This window comes from Microbacterium sp. AC215 (assembly GCF_979258645.1).
In genome coordinates this window covers 1083697-1108868 of record NZ_OZ409869.1, presented here as the reverse complement: position 1 = coordinate 1108868, position 25172 = coordinate 1083697, and the positions used below count along the sequence as shown (strand labels likewise).

The window sequence follows — 25172 nt, the reverse complement described above, 5'->3', positions numbered from 1 at the left end:
GGGAGGGTGACCTCGACTTCTGCACCGAACCCGGCCACTCCCCGAACCTCGCGAAGAATCTTCGGTATCTCGCTGGCGATCATCGCCGCGCTGATCGCCGCCTTCTTCGTCTTCGCGTCGCTCTACACCGAATTCCTCTGGTTCGACCAGGTGGGCTTCGCGGGAGTGCTCACCACCCAATGGTTCGCCACGGCGGTGATGTTCGTCGTCGGATTCCTCGGCATGGCCGTGCCGCTGTTCGTCGCCATCCAGCTCGCGTACCGACTGCGCCCCGTCTACGTACGGCTCAGCTCGCAGCTCGACAGGTACCAGGAGGTCATCGAGCCGCTCCGCCGCCTCGCGATGTGGGGCATGCCGATCTTCTTCGGCCTCTTCGCCGGCTTCTCGGCGGCCAGCCAGTGGAAGACCGTCTGGCTCTGGGCCAACGGCGTCGCGACCGACGCCACCGACCCGCAGTTCGGCGTCGACACCGGCTTCTACATGTTCGCGATGCCGTTCTACTCGATCCTGCTGGCTTTCGTGTCTGCGGTCCTGCTGCTCACCCTCATCGTCACCGCGCTGGTGTCGTACCTCTACGGGTCGGTCCGCATCGGTCAGGGCGAGCTGCGCATCTCGAAGCCCGCACGCATCCAGCTCGCTGTGATCGCGGGGCTGTACCTTCTGGTTCAGGCGGCGAGCCTGTGGCTCGACCGCTACAAGACCCTCGTCGCACAGGACGACCGCATCGTCGGCCCGGCCTACACGGGCGTCAACGCCACGATCCCCGGCCTCGCGATCCTCGCGATCATCGCCGCGCTCGTCGCCATCCTCTTCTTCGTCACGGCCGTCATCGGCCGGTGGCGGTTCCCTCTCGCCGCGACCGCGCTGCTCATCGTCGCCTCGCTTGTCGTCGGCGTCGGATTCCCGTGGGCCGTCACCACGTTCCAGGTCCGCCCGAACCAGAACGCCTACCAGGCGGAGTTCTACCAGCGGAACATCGACGGCACCAAGGAGGCGTACGGGGTCGCCGACCTCGAGACCACCCCGTTCGAAGCCGAGACCGATGCCGAGGCCGGCCAGCTGCGTGAAGACGCCGAGACCACCGCATCGATCCGCATCGTCGACCCCAACGTGATCAGCCCCGCCGTGCGACAGCTCGAGCAGTACCGCGGCTACTACCAGTTCCAGGAGAAGCTCGACGTCGACCGCTACGAGATCGGCGGTGAGATGCAGGACACGGTCGTCTCCGTCCGCGACCTCGACATGAACGGCGTCGACGTCACGAACTGGAACAACCGCGCCGCTGTCTACACGCACGGCTACGGCTTGGTCGTCGCAGCGGGCAACCAGCGCACGCCCGACGGCGAGCCGGTCTTCCTCGAGCGTGGCATCCCGTCCGACGGCTTCCTCACCCAGCAGGAGGAGTTCGAGCCGCGCGTGTACTTCGGCGAGAACTCGCCGGAGTACTCGATCGTCGGCTCTCCCGACGGAACCGATCCTGTCGAGATCGACTATCCGCGAGGCAAGGACGGCGCCAGCGAGACCAAGACGACGTTCGAGGGCGACGGCGGACCGAAGATCGGGAGCAGCTTCACGAAGCTGCTGTACGCGCTGAAGTTCCAGTCGGAGCAGATCCTGTTCTCGAACCTCGTAAACGACGACTCGCAGATCCTGTACGACCGCGATCCCAAGACGCGCGTGCAGAAGGTCGCCCCGTACCTCGAGCTCGACAGCGACCCGTACCCGAGCGTCGTGGACGGCAGGATCGTCTGGATCGTCGACGGATACACCACGAGCTCGACCTACCCCTACTCGACGAACGTGAGCCTGTCGGATGCGATCGCCGACTCGAACCTCCCGTCGCCGACGCTCGCGATCGACGAGATCAACTACATCCGCAACTCGGTCAAGGCCACGGTCGACGCCTACGACGGTTCGGTCACCCTGTACGCATGGGACGACCAGGATCCCGTGCTGCAGACCTGGCAGAACATCTACCCGTCGACGCTCAAGCCGGTGAGCGACATGTCGGCCGATCTGATGAGCCACGTCCGCTACCCGACAGACCTGTTCAAGGTGCAGCGCGACATCCTCGGCACCTACCACATCGACACCGCCGGCTCCTTCGCGCAGCAGGACAACCGCTGGCAGACACCGAACGACCCGCGCAGCGAGCAGGTCCTGCAGCCGCCGTACTACCTGACGATGCAGATGCCGGGTCAGGATTCCCCGCGCTTCTCGATGTTCTCGACGTTCATTCCTTCGGCGCAGGGCGGCAGCAACCGTGACGTGCTGATGGGCTATCTCGCGGTCGACTCGGATGCCGGATCGGAGGCCGGCGTGAAGGCGGAAGGCTACGGCCAGCTTCGAATGCTCGAGATCGACACTGATACGACCGTGCCGGGCCCGGGCCAGGTGCAGAACACCTACAACTCGGACACGGCTGTGGTGCCGCAGCTCAACCTGCTGCAGCAGGGCGAGTCCGAGGTGCTGTACGGAAACCTCCTCACTCTGCCCGTGGGCGGCGGCCTGCTCTACGTGCAGCCGGTGTACGTGCAGTCCTCGGAGGGCACCAAGCTGCCGCGTCTGCAGAAGGTCCTCGTGGCCTTCGGCGACAAGGTCGCGTTCGAAGACACGCTGACCGCCGCGCTCGACACCCTCTTCGGCGGAGATGCCGGTGCGACCGGTGGAGACGATGAGGTCGAGCCGACCGAGCCCGACCCGGACACCGGTGAGGTCCCGACCGAGCCGACGGTGCCGACCGACGTCGAGGCTGAGGCTCTTGCAGCCGCGCAGCAGGCGCTGACCGACCGAGAGGCCGCATTGAAGGCAGGCGACCTGACCAAGTTCGCCGAGGCCGACAAGCGCCTCACGGATGCCGTGAACACGCTGCTCGGACTGGAAGCCGCCTCGGGGGAGTAACACCCCGGCCCCGTCTGCACACGATGCCGTCCCTCGTTCGCGAGGGGCGGCATCGTCCGTTTCTGCCGACGCCCGCGGAGGCAGGCGACGGGCGCGACGAGCAGTCCGCTGACGCCGCCTCGATCCGGTCGGGCCGATCAGTCCGGTCGGTCAGTCCGCGTCGTAGCGGCAGGTCACGGAGCCTGTGCCGCTCTGCTCGACGACCAGCTCGTCGTTCCACAGAATCTGACAGCTCACGGTCGAGTCCGTGTCGTCGTCCGGGGCGGTGACGACGATCTCCGCCGAATCGCCGGTCGTCGTGTACTGCTTCCAGCCGCTGGAGGCCCACTCCTCGTCGTACGCCTGTGTGTCATCGGCGAAGGAGACCGTGAATGTGGGTCCGCCCGTGGCACGCACCTCGACGTGGTTGAGGCCGTTGCCGGCGAGGACGCCGACTGCCATCACGACGACGAGAATGAGATCGACGATGAGGGCGACCGCTGCGACGACGACAGCCGCCGTTCCCGTGCGAGCGACCGCGGAGCGTCTCGCTCGACCGGCCAGCAGGAGAGCGACGATCGCCAGCAGCGCGGCGGCTGCTGCGACCGGGAGCAGGGCCGGTACGGGCACGAGGAGCACGATCAATGCGACGGAGATCAGCAGAGCCACGGCGCCGATCCAGAGGCTGACGATCGCGCGCCGCGATGAGCCTGATGCAAGCGCGGGACGGTTCCCCGCGGCGCTGTCGGGAGTCTGCGTCATCATGGACCTCCGGGTCATTGTTTCCACCGACCGCGCCGCCGTCGACGGTCGCGCCGTTCGGTGGGACAGTCTAACGAGTGGATCCGAGGGCGATGCGGGTGTCGTCCTGTCGCGCGCGAAGGAGTCCGGGAATCGATTAGTCTCTCGGTGGAGCCGCCCCGACGCGTCGAGAGATGTCCGGGCGGCACTTCACGGAAATCGAGACTGGAGGGGATCGAGATATGCCTGACTATTCGGAGTTGCCGGACATCATCGGCAAGATGAAGCGCGCCGCGATCGACTGTTTCATGGCGGACCAGGGCTTTCACCCGAACTGGGGAAATGACCAGATCTACGCGAAGTGGGGCTTCATGCTCAACTTCTACAACCGGCCGAATGCCGCAGGCGAGGGCGGGGGCGACGGCAACGGCGTGAACCACTCGGTCGCACCGGCTTTCGACGACATCCGGGCCGCGATCGATGCCCGCGTGTCGAAGTGGCTTGATCTGCCGGACGGCGGCGACGCCTGCGAGGCACCGGCGAGTGCGACCTCGGCGGCAGCCGCGATCCTCGGCACCTCGGGCGCGGGTGCGTCGGTGCAGAACACCGGTGCGATCGGCACAGCCAACGACTCGGTGCACGAGATGATGGCGAACAAGATCGAGGGCAGCTTCAAGCCCGCGTTCATCGACAAGTACTACATCCAGTTCCAGTCCGTCACCCACGGCCTGGGGGACGCATGCGTGATCCTCCAGCTCAACTACAGCGCTCAGGCCGCCATGTGGCCCGCCGCGCGACAGGACGTCGTGTCGATCTGCGACAGCGCTCGCGCCGCCTGGGACCAGAAGGCGGGGAACGCCGCTGCGGCCAACGGGACGCTCGTGCTGACCGTCGTCGGAGCGGTGGCGGGCGTCGTATCCGCGATCGTGACGGCCGGCACGGGCACGGTGGCCGCAGCAGCCGTGCTCTCGGGGATCGCCGGCGCGGCCAGCAGCGCCGTGCAGGGGATCGCCCGCAACGTCGTCATCGAGGGCAACACCTATTCCGACATCCTGTCGTCTCTCGACGAGGCGCTCGGCAATCTCGATAAGGCGCTCGAGAAGCAGGAGAACGAGCTCAACGACGCCATGACCGAAGCCGCGAGCATCATCCGCTCCGACAACGCCACCTACAATCTGGACGCGTTCGCTCTCGGCCCGTACCCGGTCGGTGACGGCACGATGAGCATGGACAGGAGCAATGCGACCGTGGTGTCGAACAGCATGGGCCGGATCGATACGGAGCTCGCCAGTGCCGCAGCGGCGCTCGGCAGCGCGCCGGCGTCGAACCCGACTCCCCGCGGCGCCGGCGTCGGGCGCTCGTCGAACGGCACGCACTACGCGGCGAGCGACCTCTACGCGCTGACGGCGCGCTGCCTGGCGCTCACCGCGGCCGAATATGCCCGAGGGCATCAGCTGTTCGACGCGACTGTCGAGGACTTCTTCTCGTCGGATTCCGCGGCTTCGCAGGAGGTCTCGCGCCTCCTTGCCGAAGAGATCCTCAGCGCGAATCTGGGGGTGTGAGCTGATGGAGAGCCGTCATCTCGGACAGATCACCCTCGACGGCGGAACCGGAGGAGGCGCGATGAACGGCTCGGTGCCGTTCGACGGAGACGATGTGCAGGTGCGCATCGAGATCGACTATCCGGACCGCTTCGACGAGTCCGTCCTCAACGACGTCGATATGGTTCTCGACAATCTCGCCTTCCTCGACGAGATGGCGCGCACCACCATCTCCGAGGGAGTGCAGCGCGACAGCTCACCCGCGGCGAGCGTCTTCCGCACCTGGGAACAGGGCCGGGTCGGGGGCGCCTCGGCGGGTGACTTCGTGGACGCGCTCTCGGTCGCGCGCGTTCTCATCCTGCCGGATGGCGGAACCGCGAACAGGGACCGCGTCGTGATGAGCTACGTCGCGGCCGGCGCGGCGGCGCTGGGCAGCGTCCGAGTCAAGTTCGTCGAGCCGACCGGTCCTGAGCTCACACTCAGCTACCGCTGATCCTTCGCAGCCGAGCGATCTCGATGTCGCTCGGCTGCGAGGCCGGCGTGAGGTACACATGCGAAAGGCCCCTGATCGGAATATCTCCCGATCAGGGGCCTTTCGTGTGTCGCATTCTCGTTGCGGGGACAGGATTTGAACCTGCGACCTCCGGGTTATGAGCCCGGCGAGCTACCGAACTGCTCCACCCCGCGGCACGATCAATAGCCTAACACGCGAATCTGGAGTGCGCGAATCGAGGCCGCGAGGACGCGTGTGCGAGAGGATGGGAGCATGCCAGAGACCCCCGCCGTGCCCGTCGCTGTGCCCGTCGCCGTCTGTCAGTTCGCCCCCATCGCCTCCCGTGCGGCCAACCGGGATCGGATCGCGGAGCTGACGGCGGAGGCCGCCGCACGCGGTGCCAGGCTGGTCGTGTTCCCCGAGTACTCGAGCTACTTCGTGGATCCGATGGACGCCACTCTCGCCGAGAACGCGGAGCCACTCGATGGTGAGTTCGTGTCGACACTGACTGCGCTGGCCTCCGACTACGCAGTGGTGATCGTGGCGGGGCTGGCCGAGCAGGCCTCGGACGCCGCTCATGTGAGGAACACGGTGGTCGCGGTGCGCGGCGACGGCATCCTCGCGACCTATCGCAAGCAGCACCTGTATGACGCCTTCGGCCAGACCGAGTCCGACTGGGTCGAGGCGGGGGAGGTCGGGGGAGCGGCGACGTTCGAGCTCGCGGGCATCCGATTCGGACTGATGACCTGTTACGACCTGCGATTCCCCGAGGTGTCGCGCACTCTGATGGATGCCGGCGCCGACGCCCTGGTGGTGCCGGCCGAGTGGGTCCGCGGTCCGCTCAAGGAGCACCACTGGACCACGCTGCTGGCGGCACGCGCCATCGAGAACACCGCGTACGTGATCGCCGCCGACCACCCGACCCCGATCGGCGTCGGGCACTCGCAGATCGTCGATCCGCAGGGCGTCGTGCTCGCCGGGGTGGGAACGACCGAGGGCATCGCGGTCGCGACAGTCGAGCGGAGCACGATCGATCGCGTGCGGGCAGTGAACCCGTCCCTGCGCGGGCGCCGCTACGCCGTCGGTCCGCGCTGAACGGGAGCGTTCAGAAGCTCGTCGCGAGCCTCGTCGCCGCGTCCTCCAGGATCTCGACGCGTTTGCACGCCGCGAAGCGGACGAGCCCGGCGTACTCGCGTCGGCGTGACTTCGACACGAAGGCGGTCAGCGGGATCGCGACCACTCCTGCGCGTTCGGGAAGTGCGCGGCAGAACTCCGCGGCATCCGCTCCGCCGATCGCTGACGCGTCGGCCACCGTGAAATAGCCGCCCTGGGGCGGATGCACGGTGAACCCGGCGGCGCGCAGGCCGGCGCCGAGTATCTCGTGCTTGCGCGCCAGCGTCGACGCGGCATCCGCGAAGAACGCATCTCCGAGGCGCAGACCCACGGCGATCGCCGGCTGGAACGGCGAGCCGTTCACGTATGTCAGATACTGCTTCACGGTCAGCACAGCGGTGATGAGATCGGCGGGGCCGTGCACCCAGCCGATCTTCCAGCCGGTCGCGGAGAACGTCTTGCCTGCCGACGAGATCGTGAGCGTGCGCTCGGCGGCACCCGGCAGGGTGGCGACGGGGGTGTGCGGGATCTGGAAAGCGAGATGCTCGTAGACCTCGTCGGTGACGATGATCGCATCGTGCAGGTCGGCGAGACGGACGACCTCCGAGAGCACCTCGCGACCGAAGACGGCTCCGGTGGGGTTGTGGGGGTCATTGACCAGAATGATGCGCGTGCGGTCGGACACCGCGGCCGCCAGCTGCTCCAAATCGGGCTGGAAGTCCGGTGCTCGCAACGGCACCGTGCGCAGTCGTGCGCCGGCGAGAGCGACCGCCGCCGCGTAGGAGTCGTAGTACGGCTCGAAGACGACGACCTCGTCGTCAGGACCGTCGATGAGGGCGAGCAGCGTCGCGGTCAGCGCCTCGGTGGCACCGGCCGTCACGATCACCTCTGTGGAGAGGTCGACCTCGAGCCCGTAGAAGCGCCGCTGGTGTTCGCTGATCGCGGCGAGCAGGTCGGGGTTCCCTCTTCCGGGAGGGTACTGGTTCACCCCGCGGGAGATCGCGTCCCTGGCAGCGTCGAGCACCTCTGCAGGACCGTCCTCGTCGGGGAAGCCCTGGCCGAGATTGATCGCACCGGTTCGGGCCGCAGCAGCGGACATCTCTGCGAAGATGGTGGGCGCGACGGTTCCGTCTGGTGCGAGCAGACCGGCTCCCGCTGCCGTGCGCCGCCATGCGCCGGGGATGACACTCATGAAGAACAGGCTAAGGCCATAGGTGAAACTCATCTTCGCCATACGAAACGCACAGATACAGGCGTCACTCTGAGAGGGCGTTGTTGAAGGAGCACACACCATGAACGAAGACAGCACCCAGGACCACACGGCACCTGCGTCGAATGACGCAGCGCCGTCCACCGAGGCAGCAGAGGTCGTCGACCGTTCGACGACGGATGCCGCCGCTCAGACCCCCGGCATCGTCGCCGCCCCGGGGCCATATCAGGGACACCACGTTCCCGCGACGTTCACATCGTCACCCGCGCCGGCATTCGAGGCGCCGGCCGCCCCGGTGGCGCCGGACGCCCAGACCGTCCCGCAGCAGTACCTCGGAGCGCCGGGACACCACCCTGGCCACGCATCGGGCCCGGTCGGCGGACCGGCCGCGGCCTCTCCCGGTGCGGCGTTCGGTCTGCACACCGGAGCGCAGCCCGGGCAGCCGGTCGACGGCTCCGTCAAGGTCAAAGAGCAGAAGCCGCGCGCCGGAGTGAAGTTCGCCGCGATCGTCGTGGCGGCTGCGCTCGTCGGCGGTGTCGCGGGCTTCGGCGGCGGAGCGATCCTCAACGGGATCTCCGACCAGAGTTCGACGGGCGTCGCCCAGGGTCCCGAGACCATCACCGTCAACAACCCCGGCTCCGTCAACGAGACGACGGCCGTCGCGACCGCGGCGCTCCCGTCGGTCGTCACCATCGAGGTGGCCGGCTCCGATCAGGGCGGCAGCGGATCGGGCGTCATCATCAGCGACGACGGCTACGTGCTCACGAACACTCACGTGGTGACGCTCGGCGGCGCAGTCGCCGATCCCACGATCCGCGTCACCACGTCGGACGGCCGCATCTTCTCGGCGACCGTCGTCGGGACCGACCCGATCTACGACCTCGCCGTCATCAAGCTCGAGGACGCGACAGATCTCACCCCGATCGACTTCGCAGACTCCTCCAAACTCAACGTGGGGGACACCGCGGTGGCTCTGGGCGCGCCGCTCGGCCTGTCGAACTCGGTCACGACCGGAATCGTCAGTGCTCTGAACCGCAGCATCCAGATCGCGTCGTCGGCGCTTCCGGACTCGTCCTCGGAAGATGCTCCGCAGAACGAGCAGCAGACGCCTGAGGAGGGCGAGGGCCCGTTCCAGTTCGATCTGCCCGGCAACACCTCGCAGCAGACGTCGGAGTCGATCTCGATCGCCGTGATCCAGACGGATGCCGCCATCAACCACGGCAACTCCGGCGGCGCGCTCGTGAACAGCAAGGGCGAACTCATCGGCATCAACGTCGCGATCGCGAGCTCCGGGAGCTCGGAGGAGTCGGGATCCATCGGGATCGGCTTCGCCATCCCCGCGAACATCGCTCAGCGGGTGTCGGAGGAGATCATCGCCGACGGCGCAGCCACCCATGGCCTGCTCGGGGCGTCGGTGCAGGATGCGGCCAGCGTCAAGGATGCCGACGTGTCGGGTGCCTACATCGCGGATGTCACCGGTGGCGGCGCCGCCGCGGCCGGCGGGCTGAAGGCCGATGACATCGTGACCGCGTTCAACGGCGTGCCCATCACGAGCGCCAGCGACCTCACGGCGCAGGTGCGGGCGGCAGCCGGGGGCAGCGACGCGAAGGTCACGTACATCCGTGGCGGCAAGGAATACGAGGCCGATGTGACCCTGGGCGACCTCGCCGGCTGACTCCGGCAACCGTGCTCACCGAGAAGGACGCCACCCCGCGATAGGCTCGCGGGGTGGCGTCCTTCTCTTTCGGCTCCGGCAATGCGGCCAAGCTGCTTCGGATACCGCTCTACCTCGCCGGACGCGCCGGCACCCTCGTGATTCCGCGCGGGGCCCGATGGGTGTTCGGGTGCGGTGCAGGCGTCGGGGATGGGGCTCTCGCCCTGCACCGTGTCGCCGCAGCTGAGGGGCACGATACCGTGTGGCTCACGTCCTCCGATCGGGAAGACCACGATGCCGCGGCGCTCGGCCTCCGCACGGTGCGCAAGGGCAGCCTGCGAGGGTGGTGGGCGACGGCGCGTGCCCGCGTCGTCGTCGTCACGCACGGCCTCGGCGACGTCAACCGCTATGCGGTGTCCGGTGCCTTCGTCGTGCAGCTCTGGCACGGCATCCCCCTCAAGCGGATCGGATTGGACTCACCCGCGACCACGCAGGTTCCGGAAGTCCCCGGTGCGCCGCTGCTGCGTCGTCTCGTCGGCTTCCTGTACCGCCGAGCCGCTCAGCGGATCCGAGTCTTCCCGGCCGCATCGCACCGGTCGAGGGGTCGGCTCGAGTCGGCCTTCGCGCTCGGCGACGGCCGCGTCGTCGTCACGGGCGAGCCGCGCGTCGACGTGCTGTCCGCAGGCGACCCGACCGAGCGTCGGGCCGCCGCGTCCGATGCGCTGGCGCGCGTCGTCGGCGAATTGCCGACCGCATCTCGGACGATCCTCTACGCCCCGACCTGGCGCGACGGAGCCGATGATCCGGCAGTCCCGTCGGCGACTCAGTGGGTGCGGATCATCCAGATGCTCGAGCAGCGGGATGCCGTGCTGCTCGTTCGCTCCCACCCGCTCGGAGAGGGCGGGTATGCGCCTCCGCTGCCCAGCAGAAGGGTGCGGATGCTCGGCTCCGGCCTGCTGACCGACGTCACGCCGGTGCTGCCGGCGATCGATGTGCTCATCACCGACTACTCCTCGATGGCGTACGACGTGGGACTCTTGAGAATGCCGGTGCTGTTCCTCGCTCCCGACGCCGAGGACTACGCGCGGACGAGAGGCTTCTACGGTCGGTTCCAGGACGTCGCCGGCGACGACGCCGCGACCGGCTGGGACTCGCTCTTGCCGCAGCTGTCTGCACTTCTGGACGACGAGGACCTCTTCTCTGCACGCGCCGAGCGTTCGGATACGCTCAGCGCGGAGATGCACGCCTTCCGCGACGGCGGCAACACCCGGCGCGTCTACGAGACAATCCGTGCGCGGGGGATCCCCGCGCCGAAGGGAGCAGCATGACCACGGCCCGGATCGATGAGGCGGCAGAGACGCTGGTCATCGCAGGCGCCGGCCAGCGCCCCACCACCGCCGAGCTGATCGGGCCGCGCGCCCGGGTCGGCGCGCGCATCACCGGCGGAGGCAAGACCTGGAAGGCGACGTTCCCGCTGCGCGCAGCACGGTGGGGCGGCCCTGAGCTTCCCCTGCCGACCGGGGACTACGAGCTGCACATTGCCGACGTGGAGCTCGGTGATCTCCTCGTCGCAGCGGAGGTGCTGACCGGCGTGCGCGTCGCCGTCGACGGGACGACCGTGCGCATCGCGGCCCCGATCGATCCCGCCTATGAGACGAGCGAGGGGCAGGCGACGCTCGAGGGCCGCTACCTCGCGCATCCCGGGGCGACCGAGAACGCCGTCTTCTTCGAGAGCTTCTACGGACGTGCCGTCGGCTGCAACCCGCGGGCGATCGACCGCGCCTTGTTCGCGCAGGCGCCGGACGTCACGCGCTACTGGAGTGTGGTCGACCTGTCGGTGGCGGTTCCCGACGGGGCGATCGCGGTGGTCGAAGGCAGCCCGGAGTGGTGGCGTGCCCGCGCGGCATCCCGCCTGCTCGTGGTCAACGACTGGCTGCGCCGTCGCTTCGCCCGCAAGCCCGGCCAGAAGGTGCTGCAGACCTGGCACGGCACGCCCCTGAAGCGGCTGGCGCTGCACCGTCCGGGGTTCGCTCCTCGACGGATGGCGGCGGTCATCAAGGAGTCCCGACGCTGGGACGTGCTTCTGGCACAGAACACCTACTCCGAGCGCATTCTCCGCAAGGCATACGCATTCTTCGGACGGCCCATCTGGGTCGAGGGGTATCCGCGGAACGACGCTCTGGTCACCGGGGATGCCGCAGCGATCCGCGCGGACCTGGGCATCGCCGACGGCGAGCGCGTGCTGCTGTATGCGCCCACCTGGCGCGACGACCGGCCCGAGATGGTCGACTTCATCGACGCGGAGGAGCTCGCGAGGCAGACGGACTCCGTCGTGCTCGTGCGCGGCCACTCGCGCACGATCGACACGGGACGGGACCGAGCGGGCGCTCGCGTGATCGACGTCACCGGATACCCCGAGACCTCGCAGCTTCTGCTCGCCGCCGACGTGTTGATCACCGACTATTCCTCGGTGATGTTCGATTTCAGTGTCACGGGCAAGCCGATGTTCTTCCTCGTGCCCGACCTCGACCACTATCGCGGAGAGCTCCGTGGGTTCTACTTCGATCTCGAGACCCGCGCCCCCGGCCCTCTGGTCCGCACGCAGGATGAACTGGTCGCGGCACTCGCCGACGGCGAGCACGGGAACGTCTATGCCGAGCGATATCGTGCCTGGCGGGCGCAGTTCAACCCGCGGGATGACGGTCGCTCCGCCGAGCGGGTCGTCGCGCGGATCCTGGACCAGGGGTACGTCACCCGGTGAGCCGGTCGGCGGTGCGGCGCGTCAGGGGAGTGGCGTGTTGCGGGTGCCGAGTCGGGACGCGTCCACCGTGTCGCGAGCGCCGCGCAGCACGCCCTCGATGAAGCCGAGGCCCCAGGAGAGGTGCATGGTGGGCAGAACCAGCAGTGTCCACAGTCTCTGGCGCAGCCCGCCACCGCCGGGAAGGCAGGCGACGCCCACCACGAGCAGCAGATACGCCACCAGCGGCAGATAGACCACAGCCCCGACGACGAGCGAGAGAGCGCCGGAGAGGATGCCGGTCAGCTGCAGGACGCCGGTGAGGAGAGCGGCCGCGACGAGGACGACGAGCGCCGGGGGAGCGAAGTACCGGATGCCGTTGCGGCGTCCGTATCGTCGCACGAGTTCGCCGCGCCACGCGCCCGTGGCCCGGAACTGACGGGCGAGCCGCAGCCAGCTCTCGCGAGGCCAGTAGGTCACCGAGAGATCGGGATCGAACCAGACGAGATGTCCTGCCTGGCGGATGCGGAGGTTGAGCTCCCAGTCCTCTCCGCGGCGGATCGACTCGTCGAAGAGCCCGACCTCGTCGAGCACCGACCGACGCATGACGCCGAGGTAGGCGGATTCGGCCTCGCCCTCGTGGGTGCCGCCGTGATAGGCCCCGCCGCCGAGGCCGACGGGGGAGTTGTAGAGGCGCGCGACGGAGGTCTGGAACGGCGTGCGCCCGTCAGCGCGCATCACACCGCCGACGTTCGCGGCACCCGTGCGTTCGAGAGTCGCGAGGGCGAGGGCCGCATAGCCCGGAGCGAGTTCGGAATGGGCGTCGACGCGGACGATGGTCGCGAAGCGGCTGGCCCGGATCGCGGCGTTCAATCCGACCGGGATGTGAGCTGCGGGGTTGTCGACGAGCCGGATCCGCGCGTCCCCGGCGGCCAGGCGCTGAGCGAGTTCTGTCGTGCCGTCGGTGGAGGGCCCGAGCGCGAGCACCAGCTCGGCCGGGACAGTGAGCTCCTGCTGGAGCACGGAGGCGACTGCGTGCTCCAGATAGGCGCGCTCGTTGAGCACGGGCATGACGAAAGACACTCCGTTCTCCGGGGCGGCGATGTCGTTGTCAGGCACATGACGATCATGGCATGCGCTTCTCGCGCGTTCGCTGATTCCCGGCACCGGTGATCTCGGAAGGCGTCAGGCGGGGCGAGCCGCCGCACTCGGTATCCTGGAGGGATGGGTGCTGTGTCCGATGCGAAGAAGGCCTACCGTCTGCTGAAGCGGGCGCTCGCCTCGCGCAAGGCTGTGCAGCGAGTGCGGCGGCGCCTCGCCGAGCGCGAACCGCACCCGCCGGAGCACTACCAGGTGGCGGTGTACTTCGCCGACGGCGACGTGAACATGTACCAGATGCGGCAGTGGTATCGCCCTCTCGTGGAGCTGTCGAAGCACTGGCCCGTCGTCGTGCTGTCCCGGTCGGCGACGGGCGCCGACAAGCTGCTCGACGAGGCCGGTCCTCCCGTCGCCTTCGTCCCGACGATCCGTGATCTCGAACGCTTCCTCAGCACGCAGGACATCCGTGTCGTCCTCTACGTGAATCAGAACACCCGCAACTTCCAGATGTTCCGCTACGGCAGGCGCTGGCACGTGTTCATCAATCACGGCGAGTCGGACAAGATGTACATGACGACCAATCAGTACAAGGCGTACGACTACGCCCTGGTCGCAGGACAGGCTGCCCGTGACCGCCTGTCACGGACTCTCTGGGACTGGGACATCGATCGACGGACGATCGAGATCGGCCGGCCGCAGGCCGACCACTACTCGGGCACGCTGCCGTACGTTCCGGACGAGCGCACCGTGGTGCTCTACGCCCCGACGTGGGAGGGCGACCGCCCGAGCGCGCACTACGGGTCGATCGCCACCCACGGCGAGACCCTCGTCACGACGCTGCTCGCCTCGGAGAGGCACCGCGTGATCTACCGCCCGCACCCGCGAAGCGGCGTGATCGACGACGCGTACGGTGCCGCGCACCGACGCATCATCGCCGCCATCGCGGCCGCCAACGCCGCGGATCCGTCCGCACAGCACGTCTACGACGACGGCGCGGAGCTCGGATGGCAGCTGGCCGCCGCCGATGTCGCGATCGTCGACATCTCGGCGATGGTCTACGACCGCCTCGCAGTAGGCAAGCCGCTGATGATCACACGGCCGGCCGACGAGAGGGCATCGATCGACACCAACGGCTACCTGTCGGACTGTGAATGGCTCGACGCCGGCGCTGCGGGTGACATCGTCGCCGAGGTGGAACGCGTGCGTGCCGACGAGGTCGCCATCGCGAGGCTGCGCATGTGGGTGCAGCACTACTTCGGAGACACGACCCCCGGAGTGGCCACGGAGAAGTTCCACGCCGCGATCGCGCAGCTCATGCAGAAGTGGGATCGTTGGCAGGCGAACGAGATCGGGGCAGTGCGCACCGATGAGGACGATGACGACGAAGAGGCCGACGAAGAGGAGGTCTGACGTGGACCTTCCACTCACTGCCGCGGTCGCCTCACGTCTCGAGGTGCTGACCGAAGCAGGCTCGACGAACGACATCTTGAGCGAGCGAGCGCGCGATTCGCCGTCGACGCCGCACCTGTCCGTTGTCCTCACCGACAACCAGACGGCGGGGCGCGGCAGACTCGGCCGCTCCTGGACATCCGCACCTGGCGCATCGCTCGCCGTCTCCGTGCTGCTGCGGAGGCTGCCCTCGGCGGCGGATTCGCGAGGCTGGATCCCGCTCGCGGCCGGAGTGGCGATGGCGGATGCGATCGCCGAACAGCTTCCCGACCACGACGTGGCGGTCAAATGGCCGAACGACATCTTGGTCGACGGTCGCAAGATCTGCGGAATCCTGGCGCAGGCGACTCAGGATGCCGTCGTCGTCGGAACCGGTGTGAACACGGCGATGACAGGGTCGGAGCTTCCGGTGCCGACCGCGACGTCCTTCGCGATCCTCGGCGTCGAGGCCGACGCCGACAGGCTTCTCGCCACCTACCTGCGCGCACTCGATCAGCTGGTCGCCGAGCTCGCGGCAGCGGGCGACGCCGTCTCGAGCGGTCTCCACGCCGCCGCGAGCGAGCGGTGCGCCACGATCGGTCTCGACGTCAGGGTCTCCCTTCCCGGCGACTCCGTCCTCGTCGGAAGAGCCACCGGACTCGACGTGGACGGTCGGCTCGTCGTGCAGGCGGAGGGCGGCGACACGTCGATCTCTGCCGGAGATGTGGTGCACGTCCGTCCGGCGTGAGTCTGACACGCCCGGCGCGCGAGCGGCGATGTCGGCGGTTGCGGGCACAATGGAGGGGTGACTCAGCCCGTGACTCTCGGCGGAAGGCCGACGATGCCACCGCCGGGTGCGCCCGCGGAAGAGCTGCTCATCGCCCGGTTCCGCACTCACGCCCGGAGGCTCTTCTGGTCGGCGCTCGTGCTCATCGCCGTCTTCGGTGCGACGTCCTTCTTCTACGACAACCTCCCGGCGCCGTTCGAGAACTGGATGCTGCTGAGTGCAGCCGGAGCGATCGTCCTCCTGTTGGTCGTCGTGCCCTGGGTCATCTGGTACTCGCGCTCCGTTACTCTCACCACGCGGAGGGTCATCGTCAATCACGGTATCGGCGCCCGCAACAGGCGGGAGATGTCGCACGCTCGGGGATACACGATCGGCGTCCGCCGCGGCATGATCCAGCGGATGTGGGGCGTCGGAACGATCACGCTCTCGAATGGGGTCGATGCACCGTTGCGTCTGCCCAATGTCCCGAACGTGACGCTCGTGCACGAGACACTGGCCGATCAGATCGAGGTGAGCCAGATTCTGGCGCACCGCGATGCGCAGTCAGGTCACGACGGCACTGCCGGATTCTGAGCGCGGTACCGCGTCGGCGGGTCGGGCGGGACGCGTGAACGGCGCTCGCGCTGATGCGCGAGAATGGTCAGGACGAAATGGAGGCGGCCCATGGCGCTGCGCGTTGGTGTGATCGGTGGAGGCCAGCTGGCTCGGATGATGATCGCTCCGGCGGTCGAACTCGGACTCGAGCTGAGGGTGCTCGCTGAGGACGAGGGGATGTCCGCGCAGCTCGCCGCGACGGCGGTCGGCGACTACCACGACCTCGAGGTCGTCCGCGCGTTCGTCCGCGACGTGGACGTCGTCACCTTCGACCACGAGCACGTGCCGCAGGAGGTGCTGCGGGCACTGGTTGCCGACGGGGTCGCCGTGCACCCGGGGCCGGACGCCCTGCAGTTCGCCCAGGACAAGCTCCTGATGAGGGCGAGGCTCGAAGAGCTCGGGGTTCCTCAGCCGGACTGGGCGCCGGTGCGCGACTCCTCCGAGCTGCAGGCATTCCTCGACGAGCACGACGGGCAGGGTGTCGTGAAGACCCCCCGCGGCGGATACGACGGCAAGGGAGTCCGCGTGGTCCGAGAGGCCGGCGAGGCTCAGGACTGGTTCGACGGGCTCGCCGACGGCGAGGCGCTGCTGGTCGAGGAGCTGGTCGGATTCGTGCGCGAGCTCGCGCAGCAGGTGGCTCGTCGTCCGGGCGGCCAGATCGTCGCCTACCCGGTGGTCGAGACGGTGCAGCGCGGGGGTGTGTGCGCAGAGGTGATAGCGCCGGCGCCTCATGCGGCCGAGCGCCTCGTCCGGGTCGCCGAGGAGATCGGTCGATCGATCGCGGAAGGACTCGGGGTCACCGGGATGCTCGCGGTCGAGCTCTTCGAGACCGACGATGAGCGCATCCTCGTGAACGAACTCGCCATGCGTCCGCACAACAGCGGCCACTGGAGCCAGGACGGCGCAGTGACCGGGCAGTTCGAACAGCACCTGCGCGCTGTCGCGGACCTGCCCCTCGGCGACACCGCGCCTCAGGCGGCGTGGTCCGTGATGGTGAACATCCTCGGAGGGCCGCAGACCGGCACGCTCGGCGACCGTTTCGCCGGAGCCATGTCCGAGCATCCGTCGGCGAAGATCCACACCTACGGAAAGAGCCCGCGACCGGGTCGCAAGGTCGGGCACGTCAATGTGACGGGCGACGACCTCGACGACGCGGTGTACGTCGCGCGCGCCGCGGCGGCGCACTTCGACTGAGCGTGCGGTCAGGGGTGTGCCGTTCGGGGTTTCTCCCAGCACCAGACCGTAGCCTGAGTGGGTGACTGAGCCACTGCACTCCTCCACCGCGCCCCTCGTCGGCGTCGTCATGGGTTCCGACTCCGACTGGCGCGTGATGAGCGACGCCTCTCAGTCGCTGAGCGACTTCGCTATCCCGCACGAGGTGGAGGTCGTCTCGGCGCACCGCACCCCCGACAAGCTCATGCAGTACGCGCGGGAAGCGCGCGGTCGCGGCATCCGTGTGATCATCGCAGGTGCCGGCGGGGCCGCTCATCTTCCCGGGATGCTGGCCTCGATGACCGCGTTGCCGGTCATCGGAGTCCCCGTTCCGCTCGCGTACCTCGACGGGATGGACTCGCTTCTCTCCATCGTGCAGATGCCTGCCGGAATCCCGGTCGCGACGGTGTCGATAGCGGGAGCGCGCAACGCGGGCATCCTCGCGGCGCGGATTCTCGGCACCTCCGACGATGACCTCGCCGATCGTGTCGAGGCCTACGCGCTCGACCTCGAAGCGCAGGTCGAGGAGAAGAACGATCGGCTGAAGGGGTCCCTGTGACCCTTGCGCCGCCGCGAGGTACGGCGCGACCACTGATCGAGAGCCGCCCGATCCGGCATCCGAACACCGCCGATGCGGGGATGATGACCACACGCGGGTGGTGGCTGGTGCTGCTCAACCTGCTGGTGCCCGGTTCCGCCCAGGTCCTCGCCGGCAATCGCAGGCTCGGACGCTTCGGTCTCGGGGCGACGCTGACCGCATGGCTGCTCGTGATCGTGGGCGCGGGGCTGGCGTTGTTCGCTCGTCCTGTGCTGCTGTGGCTCACGGTCGGCGGAGGCTGGTTCTCCGCGGTCATCCTGACTCTCGTCCAGGTGCTGCTGATCGCCTACCTCGTGCTGTGGGTGGTGCTCACCTTCGATGTGCTGCGGCTCGTCCGACTGGTCAGGGTCCCGGGCCCGTCCAAGTTCGCGATCCCACTCGTCGCCCTGCTTCTGCTCGGTCTCGTCGGAACCGGAACGGCATACGCGGCGTCGTACGTCGGCACAGCCCGGGGAACGATCAGCACGATCTTCGGACAGAGCGGGCCCAGCCTGCCGCCGAGCGAGGGGTATTACAACATCCTGCTGCTCGGAGCGGACAGCGGCGAGGGCCGAGACTCGATGAGGTTCGACAGCATCTCGGTGGTCTCGGTGAACGCGACCACCGGCGCCGTGACGATCACCGGGATCCCGCGCGAGCTGCCCAATGCACCCTTCAGCGAGGGAAGCCCGATGCAGGCTCTGTATCCGAACGGCTTCGAGGGTCACAGCTCCAGCGCGTGCGGCTGGAACGGCTGGATGAACCACGTGCGCAATGCCGCAGAGATCTGCCGTGACGACAACGGCACCGGCCTGTACCCGGACGCCGCATCGCACGGTTCCGATCCCGGCATCGAGGCGACCAAGGATGCGGCGGAGGGCGTTCTCGGCATCGAGATCCCGTACTACGTCTTCGTCGACATGCACGGCTTCGCTGCGCTCGTCGACGCGCTCGGCGGTGTGGACATCACTGTGACGGAGCGGCTGCCCAAGGGTGGCCCACCCGAGGGCACCGACCCGTATGACGTCGACGCATGGGCGATCGGGTGGATCGAGGTCGGCGAGCAGCACATGGACGGTGACACGGCGCAGTGGTATGCGCGATCGCGGTACACGACGAGCGACTGGGATCGGATGAAGCGCCAGCGCGAACTGCAGGAGGCGATCCTCGCGCAGTTCACCCCGCAGACGGTGCTCACGCGCTTCAACGAGGTGGCCGCCGCGGGTACCGCGCTGATCAGCACCGATCTGCCTCAGGACAAGCTGCCCGAGTTTTTCGACCTGATGACGAAGGCCCGGGAGCAGACCGTCACCACGATCGAGCTCACTCCTGACAACGGGGTGGACGAGCACACCCCTGACTACGGGTACATCCACGAGCTGGTCCGGCAGACGCTGCACCCGCCGACGGAGACGCCGACGCCGACTCCGTGATCGGTGACGTCGATCGGGATGTTCTCCCTCGAACGGCCGGTGCACATGAGTGAGCCCACGGCCGCCACCTGAGAGTGAAGGTGGCGGCCGTGGGCCTCCGGTTCAGGACCGGATTCACCAGACGACGGTGATCGGAGGGGGAGGGATCACCGTCGTCCAGTCGGTTCCCGCTGAAAGCGGGGACCTGACCTAGGCGCGCTTACGGCGCGTGACGCCTGTGGCGACGAGTACTCCACCAGCCACCAGAGCAGCTGCCCCACCTCCGAGAACCCACGGCGAGACGCTGCCGCCCGTGAGGGCGAGCTCGAGCCCGCCGCCGGTGAGCGGAAGCTCCGTGCCCGCGGCCGCGACACCGGGATCGTGGTCGCAGCTCACCGCTGAATCGTGGCCGTGCGAGACGGTGATCGTCGCCGTGTACGACCGCGACCCGTCGAAGGCGAGTGCGTAGGAGCCCTCGCCGTCGGCCGGCGGGCGGAAGGTGACGACGAGGCTGCCGTCCGCCGCGGCCGTGTTGCCCGAGACAGCGGAGTCGCCCGCGTTGAGGCCAGAGACCGACACTCCGACGTTCTCAGACGGCAGGAAATAGCCTGCGCCGAAGACGACGGTGGACACTTCGCAGATGTCGATGATCGGATCATCGACGCTCACCCGCGGCGTGCCGGCATACGAGTCGGACTCGGTCGGAACGACCGGTGAGGCGGAGGCGACAGCAGGTGCCATGAGCACGAGTACGCCAGCGGTAAGGCTGATGGCAGCCAGTTTCTTCAGCATGATTCTCCCCAGAAATACACGCGGAATCGCCTTCGGATACACCCCTGCATCCGACTGCGTGAGCTCTTCCTGTCCCCACGACAGAATTGCAGAACTCAGATATTCCCCAGTGAGAATGACCCTACATCATCGAATCAGGAAAGTCACGACGTGCAACGCAGTTGTTCGCGGGACACGTCGGGTGCGGTGACCATGGGCGTGTGATCGACCACCGTCAGTCGTTCTCCGGCGCCGGTTCCCTGATATTCGACGGTGATCGTCGACGATTCGCCCGGAGCCAGCAGCACCTCGTGCTGAACGGCGGAGCGGGAGCCGAGCAGAGCCGTTTGCACACTGACCTCTTCTCCGTCGCGATCGATATGAGACGGGGTCGCGCCCTCGGGGCCGTACACGGTGATCAGGGTCCTGGTCGACCCGGCGGGTACTCCGTAGAACCCGTTAGCGGTCACGTATGGCGGCAGCGCCGTCCCGGCGTCCGCGGGCGCGTCGTTCTTCCAGGTCACCGTCACCTGCGTGGTCGGTTCGCCGTCGCACGTGCCGATCGACGTCGTGATGGCCGCGTCCGCGTAGAAGTCCATCTTCCCGCCGGTCGTGTCGTTGAAGAGCACGCCGACGTGGGTCTGGGGGCCGTCCTCGGGCAGCGCCCCGCCGAGCGTCGACGCCGACAGGATCGCCTCTTCGCCCTCATGCGCGCTCCAGATGCGGATGCGTCGCTCATCGGCCGACTCGGCGAGGGCGGCGACGAGATCCTTCGGGGCCGCTTCGGTCAGCGCAGCGGACAGCAGCGCTCCCGCCGCCTGGGAGAAGATCTCATCCTGCGCCGCCGGATCGGGCACGCTGGCGTAGATCTCCGAGATCAGCAGGCCCACGACGGTGTCTTTCGTCGCGCTGAACGGCCCGAAGGTGAGCGGGCCCGTGGCTGCGACGAGGTTCTCCGTCATCACGGCGTCGACCGCGATGACGCCGTCGATGGGGTGCCCGAATCGGTTCTGCCATCGTGCCGCGATCGCGGGGCCTGCTTCCGTGAAATCCGGAATGCTCGTCAGGTTCTGCATATACCGACCGGGGCTGTCCTCGAAGAGGGCGACGGTCGACTCGCTCAACGGCAGCGGCGTGTCGAGGGAGGGGAAATCCGGAACGGAGGCCTGCTGGACGAGCGTGATCCGGCCGTTCTCGGCGTGCAGCAGGGCGATCGCCCCGATGATTCCGCCGGACGATCGCAGCTCGGCATTGTTCTGCATCGCGAGCACATAATTGCGGGGACCCTCTCCGCCGAGCATGCTCGGCAGCAGCGCGGACGCTCCATGCAGCGCTCCCACGACGGTGGCAGCCTGCGTGACGGCCGATCGCATCTCTCTCACGGCATCGGCGAGCGGAGGAATCGTCGCGCCCGCGTCGATGTCGAGCGCTCGCGTCTCCGCAGAGGTCAGCGTGGCACTCGCCTCAGCCAACGGGGGCTCGATCTGCGCGAAAGGCGTGAGATCTACCACTCCGCCGGAGAGTCCCAGACTCGCCAGATCGAGTTCCTCAGCGGCGGCCAGCACCGGAACGAGCGCGTCCGACGCGACGTCGTCGGCGATCTCGGCGACGTCGCTCACCGCCGAGAAGTTCGGTCCGAGCCAGGGCAGCAGACCGAAGCCTGACCAGATCGGATCGGATGTCAGGTCGTGCGCGGACCGTGCGTGGTGAGCGATGCGCGCAGAGAGCGTTGCGGCTGTGTCGAGGTCGCCCTGCCCGATCGCCTGCTTGAGCTTCGACGACGCGGCCGAGACCTGCTGCAGATCGTTCACGGCTCCGATCCCACGGATGCCGACCCAGCCGATCGCGAGCACGACGAGGGTCACGATCGCGCCGATGGTCCACCGCAACCATCGACGACGTACAGGCAGGCGTCCGTCACTCACCCCTGCATTCAAGCACGAAGCGAGATATCGGCGGCGGACGGCCCCGCAATCCTCCGCGCACCCGGTGCTGCTCCCAGGTTCGGGGCGGGTGGGCGATTACTGTTGTCGCATGGGTGCTCGGCTGCGTGTTGTTCTGGATCAGCTGACGCATGTCGTGCACGCGGACCACGCCTCAGCGGCGTCGGACCTCACCGCTGCGCTCATCTCGACCGCCCCCTCCGGGTGCGAGGTCGAGGCCATCGTCCCGTCGGGCGTCGACGTGCAGATCCCGGGTCTGGTCGACGTGCGCAGACTGTCACTCGCGCGGCGCGAGCTCGCGGCGTCCTGGCAGTTGGGCATCGTCCCCGGGGTGGGCGGAGGGCTCATCCACTCGCCGACCCTGATGGCTCCGCTGGTGCGTCACGACCGCCTGCACGACCTCGATCAGACGACAGTCACCCTGTGGGATCTGCAGGCGTGGGACGAGCCGGATTCGCTCACCAAGTCCGTGGTCGCCTGGCAGCGGGCGATGCTGAAGCGAGCCGTCAAGCACGCGGATGCCGTCGTGGTGCCCTCCCACTCGGTCGGTGAGCGACTGGCGGAGATCGCGAAGCTGAGCGGACGGATTCGCGTCATCCCTGGGGCCGCCCCAACTGCTCTGGTGATGCCCCTCGACGCGCGAGAACGACGAGCCGCTCTGTCCCTGACGGAAGGGTATGTGCTGCTCACCGGATCGGCGCAGTCGCTCGAGCACGGCTTCCGGGCAGCTGTCGCATCCGGCAGGGATGCCGTCGTGCTCGACGCTCCGGAGGGGGCAGAACCGCGACTCGTCGAGGTCGCAGTGGCCACAGGGCTGCCTGAAGCACGGGCCCACATCCGTGGCGCTCTGTCGACGGAGGATCGGGCGGCCGTCTTCGCCGGGGCGTCGGCGCTGGTCGCGACCAGCCCACGCGCTGCGTGGCCATGGCGTGCGGTCGAGGCCATGACCCTCGGTGTGCCGGTGGTCGCCGTCGACAGCGGAGTCCATCAGGATGTGATCGCTGACGGGGGCGCGATCGTGCCGTCGACCGAGATGGTCGAGGCCGTCGTCGATGCGGTCGGCGACGGCGCACGGCGTCTGAGCGTGCTCGGCGCGGATCGATCGAGGTCGTTCTCCTGGCTCGGCGCGGCCGAGCGTGTGTGGGGACTCCACGCGGATCTCTGAGACGCACATCCGCGCGCGGTCGCCGAGCGCGCTGCGCCGGCGTCCGAGCGCTCTCAGGAGCGCATGACCTCGACGGCTTCCGCGCTCGGTCCGTCGAAGCGCACTTTGCCCTTCTGAAGCAGGATGCCGCGGTCGCACAGGTTCGAGACCATGTAAAGGTCGTGGCTGACCACGACGAGCGTCTTCCCCTCAGCGTGCAGTTCGCGCACGCGAGCGAGGCACTTCTTCTGGAACGGCTCGTCGCCGACCGAGAGGATCTCGTCGATCAGCAGGACGTCCATCTCGGTGTGGATCGCCACGGAGAACGCGAGTCTGAGGAACATGCCGGACGAATAGTGCTTCACCTCGGTGTCGATGAACTGCTCGATCTCGCTGAACGCGACGATCTCGTCGTACCGAGCCTCGGTCTCCTTCTTGCTCATGCCGAGGATCGCGGCGTTGAGGAAGATGTTCTCGCGTCCGGACAGATCGGGGTGGAACCCCGCGCCGACCTCGATCAGGCCGGCGATGCGGCCGCGAGTGAGCACGGTGCCGGCATCGGGCTCGAGAACACCCGAGATCAGCTTGAGCATCGTCGACTTGCCCGATCCGTTGAAACCGAGGAGAGCGACGGATTCGCCTTGCTGGATGTCGAACGACACGCCGTCCAGGGCGTGGAAGTCGGTCGTCAGCGGCTTGCGACGGATCGCGGCGAGAGCCGTCTCCTTGATCGAATGCGTGTGCCGGAGTTTGAACGTCTTGTGGACGTCGTCGATGATGATCCGCGGAAGTGGCTGCGCATCAGAGATCTTGGGCAAAGCGGCCCTCCAGTCGGCGGAAGACGAGCTGGCCGATGACCAGCGCGATGAGAGACGTCACGAGGGCGATGAGCCCGTACATCCACACGTCGGGGAGCGGGGACGCGTCAGGCCCGAGCGGGAACCAGACGCCGTAGTGGAAGAGCTCCACGGCGGCGGTGATGGGGTTCAGTCGATAGAGGACGAAGAGCCAGTCGGGTACGACATTGGCGACCTGCGTCCACTCGTACATCACGGGGGAGGCCCAGATCGCGACCATCACGATGATCTCGACGAAGCTCTGCGCATCGCGGAACGTCACGTTGATCGACCCGAAGAAGAGCCCGAGGCCACTGGCGAGCACGGCGATGATGACGAGTGCGAGAAGGATGGCGCCGAGCGAGGCGAAGGTGGGCGCCCACCCGAAGAACAGCGAGATGGCGATCACGACGATGATCTGCGGCACCGTGTTCACGGCGGCGATCATCATGCTGGCGATCGGGAACATCTCGCGAGGCAGGTAGATCTTCTTGATGAGCGCCGCGTTGTCGACCAGGGACCGGGTGCCGTTGGAGAACGCCTCGTTGAAGAAGGTGACGACGGTGATGCCCGAGAGCAGATAGATCGGGAAGTAGTCGACGCGGTCGTTCAGGCCGAGGAACACGCCGATCGCGACGAAGAACACCACGAACTGCACGAGTGGCTTCACGTACGACCACAGCCAGCCGAAGATGGAACCCCGATACCGGATCTGGACTTCCTTGCGCACGATGAGCGAGAGGAGATGCCGTTGCCGGAAGACCTCGAGGAGCCCTCGATTCGCGCCAGGAGTCGTCATTCTCTGGTCGTCGGCTGTGCGAGCCTGTTGCACCGCGATTCCACCTTCCGAGGCGCCGACGGTCTCGGGCGCACCGAGAGCAATCATACGATCCTCCGCGCGGTGTCCCTGGCAGATCGATGGGGATGCGTCCGAACGCGCGGCACAGGCGCAACCCAGGGTCAGGGGCTGGGCCGCTGGTAGGATCGCGGAGGTCTCGTGC

21 protein-coding genes and 1 tRNA gene are annotated in these 25172 nt (G+C 67.8%); 14 read left to right on the top strand and 8 right to left on the bottom strand.

The features are described from left to right. Positions 1–6 precede the first annotated feature (6 nt). Positions 7–2901: a UPF0182 family membrane protein gene (locus ACZZZF_RS05625; RefSeq protein ID WP_463497466.1), complete on the top strand. Its 2895-nt coding sequence runs from the start codon at positions 7–9 to the stop codon at positions 2899–2901. Positions 2902–3051: 150 nt separating this feature from the next. On the opposite strand, the gene ACZZZF_RS05620 is transcribed toward ACZZZF_RS05625, so the two are convergent. Beyond that, positions 3052–3645, bottom strand: a complete 594-nt coding sequence (locus tag ACZZZF_RS05620) for a hypothetical protein (RefSeq protein WP_463497464.1) — start codon at positions 3643–3645, stop codon at positions 3052–3054. Positions 3646–3863: 218 nt separating this feature from the next. On the opposite strand from ACZZZF_RS05620, the gene ACZZZF_RS05615 reads away from it, so the two are divergent. Next, the gene (locus ACZZZF_RS05615) at positions 3864–5183 is read left to right on the top strand and encodes a hypothetical protein (RefSeq protein ID WP_463497462.1); all 1320 of its coding nucleotides are present in this window, start codon (positions 3864–3866) and stop codon (positions 5181–5183) included. A gap of 4 nt (positions 5184–5187) precedes the next feature. Next, complete coding sequence (locus tag ACZZZF_RS05610) at positions 5188–5655, top strand: hypothetical protein (RefSeq protein ID WP_053095607.1); 468 nt, start codon at positions 5188–5190, stop codon at positions 5653–5655. 120 nt (positions 5656–5775) lie between these two features. Here ACZZZF_RS05610 and ACZZZF_RS05605 read toward each other — a convergent pair. After that, positions 5776–5849: transfer RNA gene (locus ACZZZF_RS05605), tRNA-Met, on the bottom strand. A gap of 79 nt (positions 5850–5928) precedes the next feature. On the opposite strand from ACZZZF_RS05605, the gene ACZZZF_RS05600 reads away from it, so the two are divergent. Next, complete coding sequence (locus tag ACZZZF_RS05600) at positions 5929–6750, top strand: carbon-nitrogen hydrolase family protein (protein WP_463497459.1); 822 nt, start codon at positions 5929–5931, stop codon at positions 6748–6750. Between the two features lie 10 nt (positions 6751–6760). On the opposite strand, the gene ACZZZF_RS05595 is transcribed toward ACZZZF_RS05600, so the two are convergent. Next, positions 6761–7960 (bottom strand): aminotransferase class I/II-fold pyridoxal phosphate-dependent enzyme, encoded by a 1200-nt coding sequence (locus ACZZZF_RS05595; RefSeq protein WP_463497456.1) that lies wholly within the window; start codon positions 7958–7960, stop codon positions 6761–6763. 100 nt (positions 7961–8060) lie between these two features. Between ACZZZF_RS05595 and ACZZZF_RS05590 the strand changes: the two genes are divergently transcribed. Genes ACZZZF_RS05590 through ACZZZF_RS05580 form a run of 3 tightly spaced genes read left to right on the top strand, consistent with a single transcriptional unit; the run spans position 8061 to position 12393 of the window. Then, positions 8061–9653 carry a S1C family serine protease gene (locus tag ACZZZF_RS05590; protein WP_072591023.1) on the top strand — a complete coding sequence of 531 codons (1593 nt, stop codon included), beginning with the start codon at positions 8061–8063 and terminating at the stop codon, positions 9651–9653. Between the two features lie 53 nt (positions 9654–9706). Further along, positions 9707–10960, top strand: a complete 1254-nt coding sequence (locus tag ACZZZF_RS05585) for a CDP-glycerol glycerophosphotransferase family protein (protein ID WP_320487923.1) — start codon at positions 9707–9709, stop codon at positions 10958–10960. After that, positions 10957–12393 (top strand): CDP-glycerol glycerophosphotransferase family protein, encoded by a 1437-nt coding sequence (locus ACZZZF_RS05580; RefSeq protein ID WP_463497454.1) that lies wholly within the window; start codon positions 10957–10959, stop codon positions 12391–12393. The genes ACZZZF_RS05585 and ACZZZF_RS05580 overlap by 4 nt, the downstream gene beginning before the upstream one ends. 21 nt (positions 12394–12414) lie before the next feature. Here ACZZZF_RS05580 and ACZZZF_RS05575 read toward each other — a convergent pair whose 3' ends face one another. Further along, on the bottom strand, positions 12415–13440 hold the full coding sequence (locus tag ACZZZF_RS05575; RefSeq protein ID WP_053099055.1) for a glycosyltransferase: 1026 nt from the start codon (positions 13438–13440) through the stop codon (positions 12415–12417). A gap of 153 nt (positions 13441–13593) precedes the next feature. Between ACZZZF_RS05575 and ACZZZF_RS05570 the strand changes: the two genes are divergently transcribed. The 6 genes from ACZZZF_RS05570 (at position 13594) to ACZZZF_RS05545 (ending at position 19498) form a co-directional block, all read left to right on the top strand. Continuing rightward, positions 13594–14877: a CDP-glycerol glycerophosphotransferase family protein gene (locus tag ACZZZF_RS05570; RefSeq protein ID WP_072591026.1), complete on the top strand. Its 1284-nt coding sequence runs from the start codon at positions 13594–13596 to the stop codon at positions 14875–14877. Between the two features lies 1 nt (position 14878). Next, positions 14879–15643 carry a biotin--[acetyl-CoA-carboxylase] ligase gene (locus ACZZZF_RS05565; protein ID WP_372984649.1) on the top strand — a complete coding sequence of 255 codons (765 nt, stop codon included), beginning with the start codon at positions 14879–14881 and terminating at the stop codon, positions 15641–15643. A gap of 57 nt (positions 15644–15700) precedes the next feature. After that, a complete protein-coding gene (locus ACZZZF_RS05560) occupies positions 15701–16255 on the top strand; it encodes a PH domain-containing protein (RefSeq protein ID WP_056278146.1) in 555 nt (184 codons plus the stop codon). 90 nt (positions 16256–16345) lie between these two features. After that, a complete protein-coding gene (locus tag ACZZZF_RS05555; protein WP_053095616.1) occupies positions 16346–17470 on the top strand; it encodes a 5-(carboxyamino)imidazole ribonucleotide synthase in 1125 nt (374 codons plus the stop codon). Positions 17471–17579: 109 nt separating this feature from the next. Next, positions 17580–18047, top strand: a complete 468-nt coding sequence (purE, locus tag ACZZZF_RS05550) for a 5-(carboxyamino)imidazole ribonucleotide mutase (protein WP_053099056.1) — start codon at positions 17580–17582, stop codon at positions 18045–18047. An 80-nt stretch (positions 18048–18127) separates the two neighbouring features. After that, positions 18128–19498 (top strand): LCP family glycopolymer transferase, encoded by a 1371-nt coding sequence (locus ACZZZF_RS05545; RefSeq protein WP_463497453.1) that lies wholly within the window; start codon positions 18128–18130, stop codon positions 19496–19498. A 189-nt stretch (positions 19499–19687) separates the two neighbouring features. Here ACZZZF_RS05545 and ACZZZF_RS05540 read toward each other — a convergent pair whose 3' ends face one another. Together ACZZZF_RS05540 and ACZZZF_RS05535 are read right to left on the bottom strand one after the other, a co-directional pair. Continuing rightward, positions 19688–20269 (bottom strand): hypothetical protein, encoded by a 582-nt coding sequence (locus ACZZZF_RS05540; protein WP_053095618.1) that lies wholly within the window; start codon positions 20267–20269, stop codon positions 19688–19690. A gap of 143 nt (positions 20270–20412) precedes the next feature. Continuing rightward, a complete protein-coding gene (locus tag ACZZZF_RS05535; protein ID WP_463497451.1) occupies positions 20413–22173 on the bottom strand; it encodes a DUF4012 domain-containing protein in 1761 nt (586 codons plus the stop codon). Between the two features lie 109 nt (positions 22174–22282). On the opposite strand from ACZZZF_RS05535, the gene ACZZZF_RS05530 reads away from it, so the two are divergent. Beyond that, entirely contained in the window at positions 22283–23356 is a 1074-nt protein-coding gene (locus tag ACZZZF_RS05530; protein WP_372984653.1) for a glycosyltransferase, read from the top strand. 53 nt (positions 23357–23409) lie between these two features. On the opposite strand, the gene ACZZZF_RS05525 is transcribed toward ACZZZF_RS05530, so the two are convergent. After that, on the bottom strand, positions 23410–24153 hold the full coding sequence (locus ACZZZF_RS05525) for an ABC transporter ATP-binding protein (RefSeq protein ID WP_463497448.1): 744 nt from the start codon (positions 24151–24153) through the stop codon (positions 23410–23412). Beyond that, a complete protein-coding gene (locus ACZZZF_RS05520; RefSeq protein ID WP_082297772.1) occupies positions 24137–25057 on the bottom strand; it encodes an ABC transporter permease in 921 nt (306 codons plus the stop codon). The genes ACZZZF_RS05525 and ACZZZF_RS05520 overlap by 17 nt, the downstream gene beginning before the upstream one ends. Positions 25058–25172: the final 115 nt, after the last annotated feature.

Coding starts and splice junctions, on each gene's coding strand:
- ACZZZF_RS05615 (WP_463497462.1), top strand. CDS start 3,864: ATGCCTGACTATTCGGAGTTGCCGGACATCATCGGCAAGATGAAGCGC.
- ACZZZF_RS05545 (WP_463497453.1), top strand. CDS start 18,128: ATGATGACCACACGCGGGTGGTGGCTGGTGCTGCTCAACCTGCTGGTG.
- ACZZZF_RS05580 (WP_463497454.1), top strand. CDS start 10,957: ATGACCACGGCCCGGATCGATGAGGCGGCAGAGACGCTGGTCATCGCA.
- ACZZZF_RS05570 (WP_072591026.1), top strand. CDS start 13,594: ATGGGTGCTGTGTCCGATGCGAAGAAGGCCTACCGTCTGCTGAAGCGG.
- ACZZZF_RS05610 (WP_053095607.1), top strand. CDS start 5,188: ATGGAGAGCCGTCATCTCGGACAGATCACCCTCGACGGCGGAACCGGA.
- ACZZZF_RS05595 (WP_463497456.1), bottom strand. CDS start 7,960: ATGAGTGTCATCCCCGGCGCATGGCGGCGCACGGCAGCGGGAGCCGGT.
- ACZZZF_RS05555 (WP_053095616.1), top strand. CDS start 16,346: ATGGCGCTGCGCGTTGGTGTGATCGGTGGAGGCCAGCTGGCTCGGATG.
- ACZZZF_RS05575 (WP_053099055.1), bottom strand. CDS start 13,440: ATGCCCGTGCTCAACGAGCGCGCCTATCTGGAGCACGCAGTCGCCTCC.
- ACZZZF_RS05530 (WP_372984653.1), top strand. CDS start 22,283: ATGGGTGCTCGGCTGCGTGTTGTTCTGGATCAGCTGACGCATGTCGTG.
- ACZZZF_RS05540 (WP_053095618.1), bottom strand. CDS start 20,269: ATGCTGAAGAAACTGGCTGCCATCAGCCTTACCGCTGGCGTACTCGTG.
- ACZZZF_RS05590 (WP_072591023.1), top strand. CDS start 8,061: ATGAACGAAGACAGCACCCAGGACCACACGGCACCTGCGTCGAATGAC.
- ACZZZF_RS05600 (WP_463497459.1), top strand. CDS start 5,929: ATGCCAGAGACCCCCGCCGTGCCCGTCGCTGTGCCCGTCGCCGTCTGT.
- ACZZZF_RS05520 (WP_082297772.1), bottom strand. CDS start 25,057: ATGATTGCTCTCGGTGCGCCCGAGACCGTCGGCGCCTCGGAAGGTGGA.
- ACZZZF_RS05620 (WP_463497464.1), bottom strand. CDS start 3,645: ATGATGACGCAGACTCCCGACAGCGCCGCGGGGAACCGTCCCGCGCTT.
- purE (WP_053099056.1), top strand. CDS start 17,580: ATGGGTTCCGACTCCGACTGGCGCGTGATGAGCGACGCCTCTCAGTCG.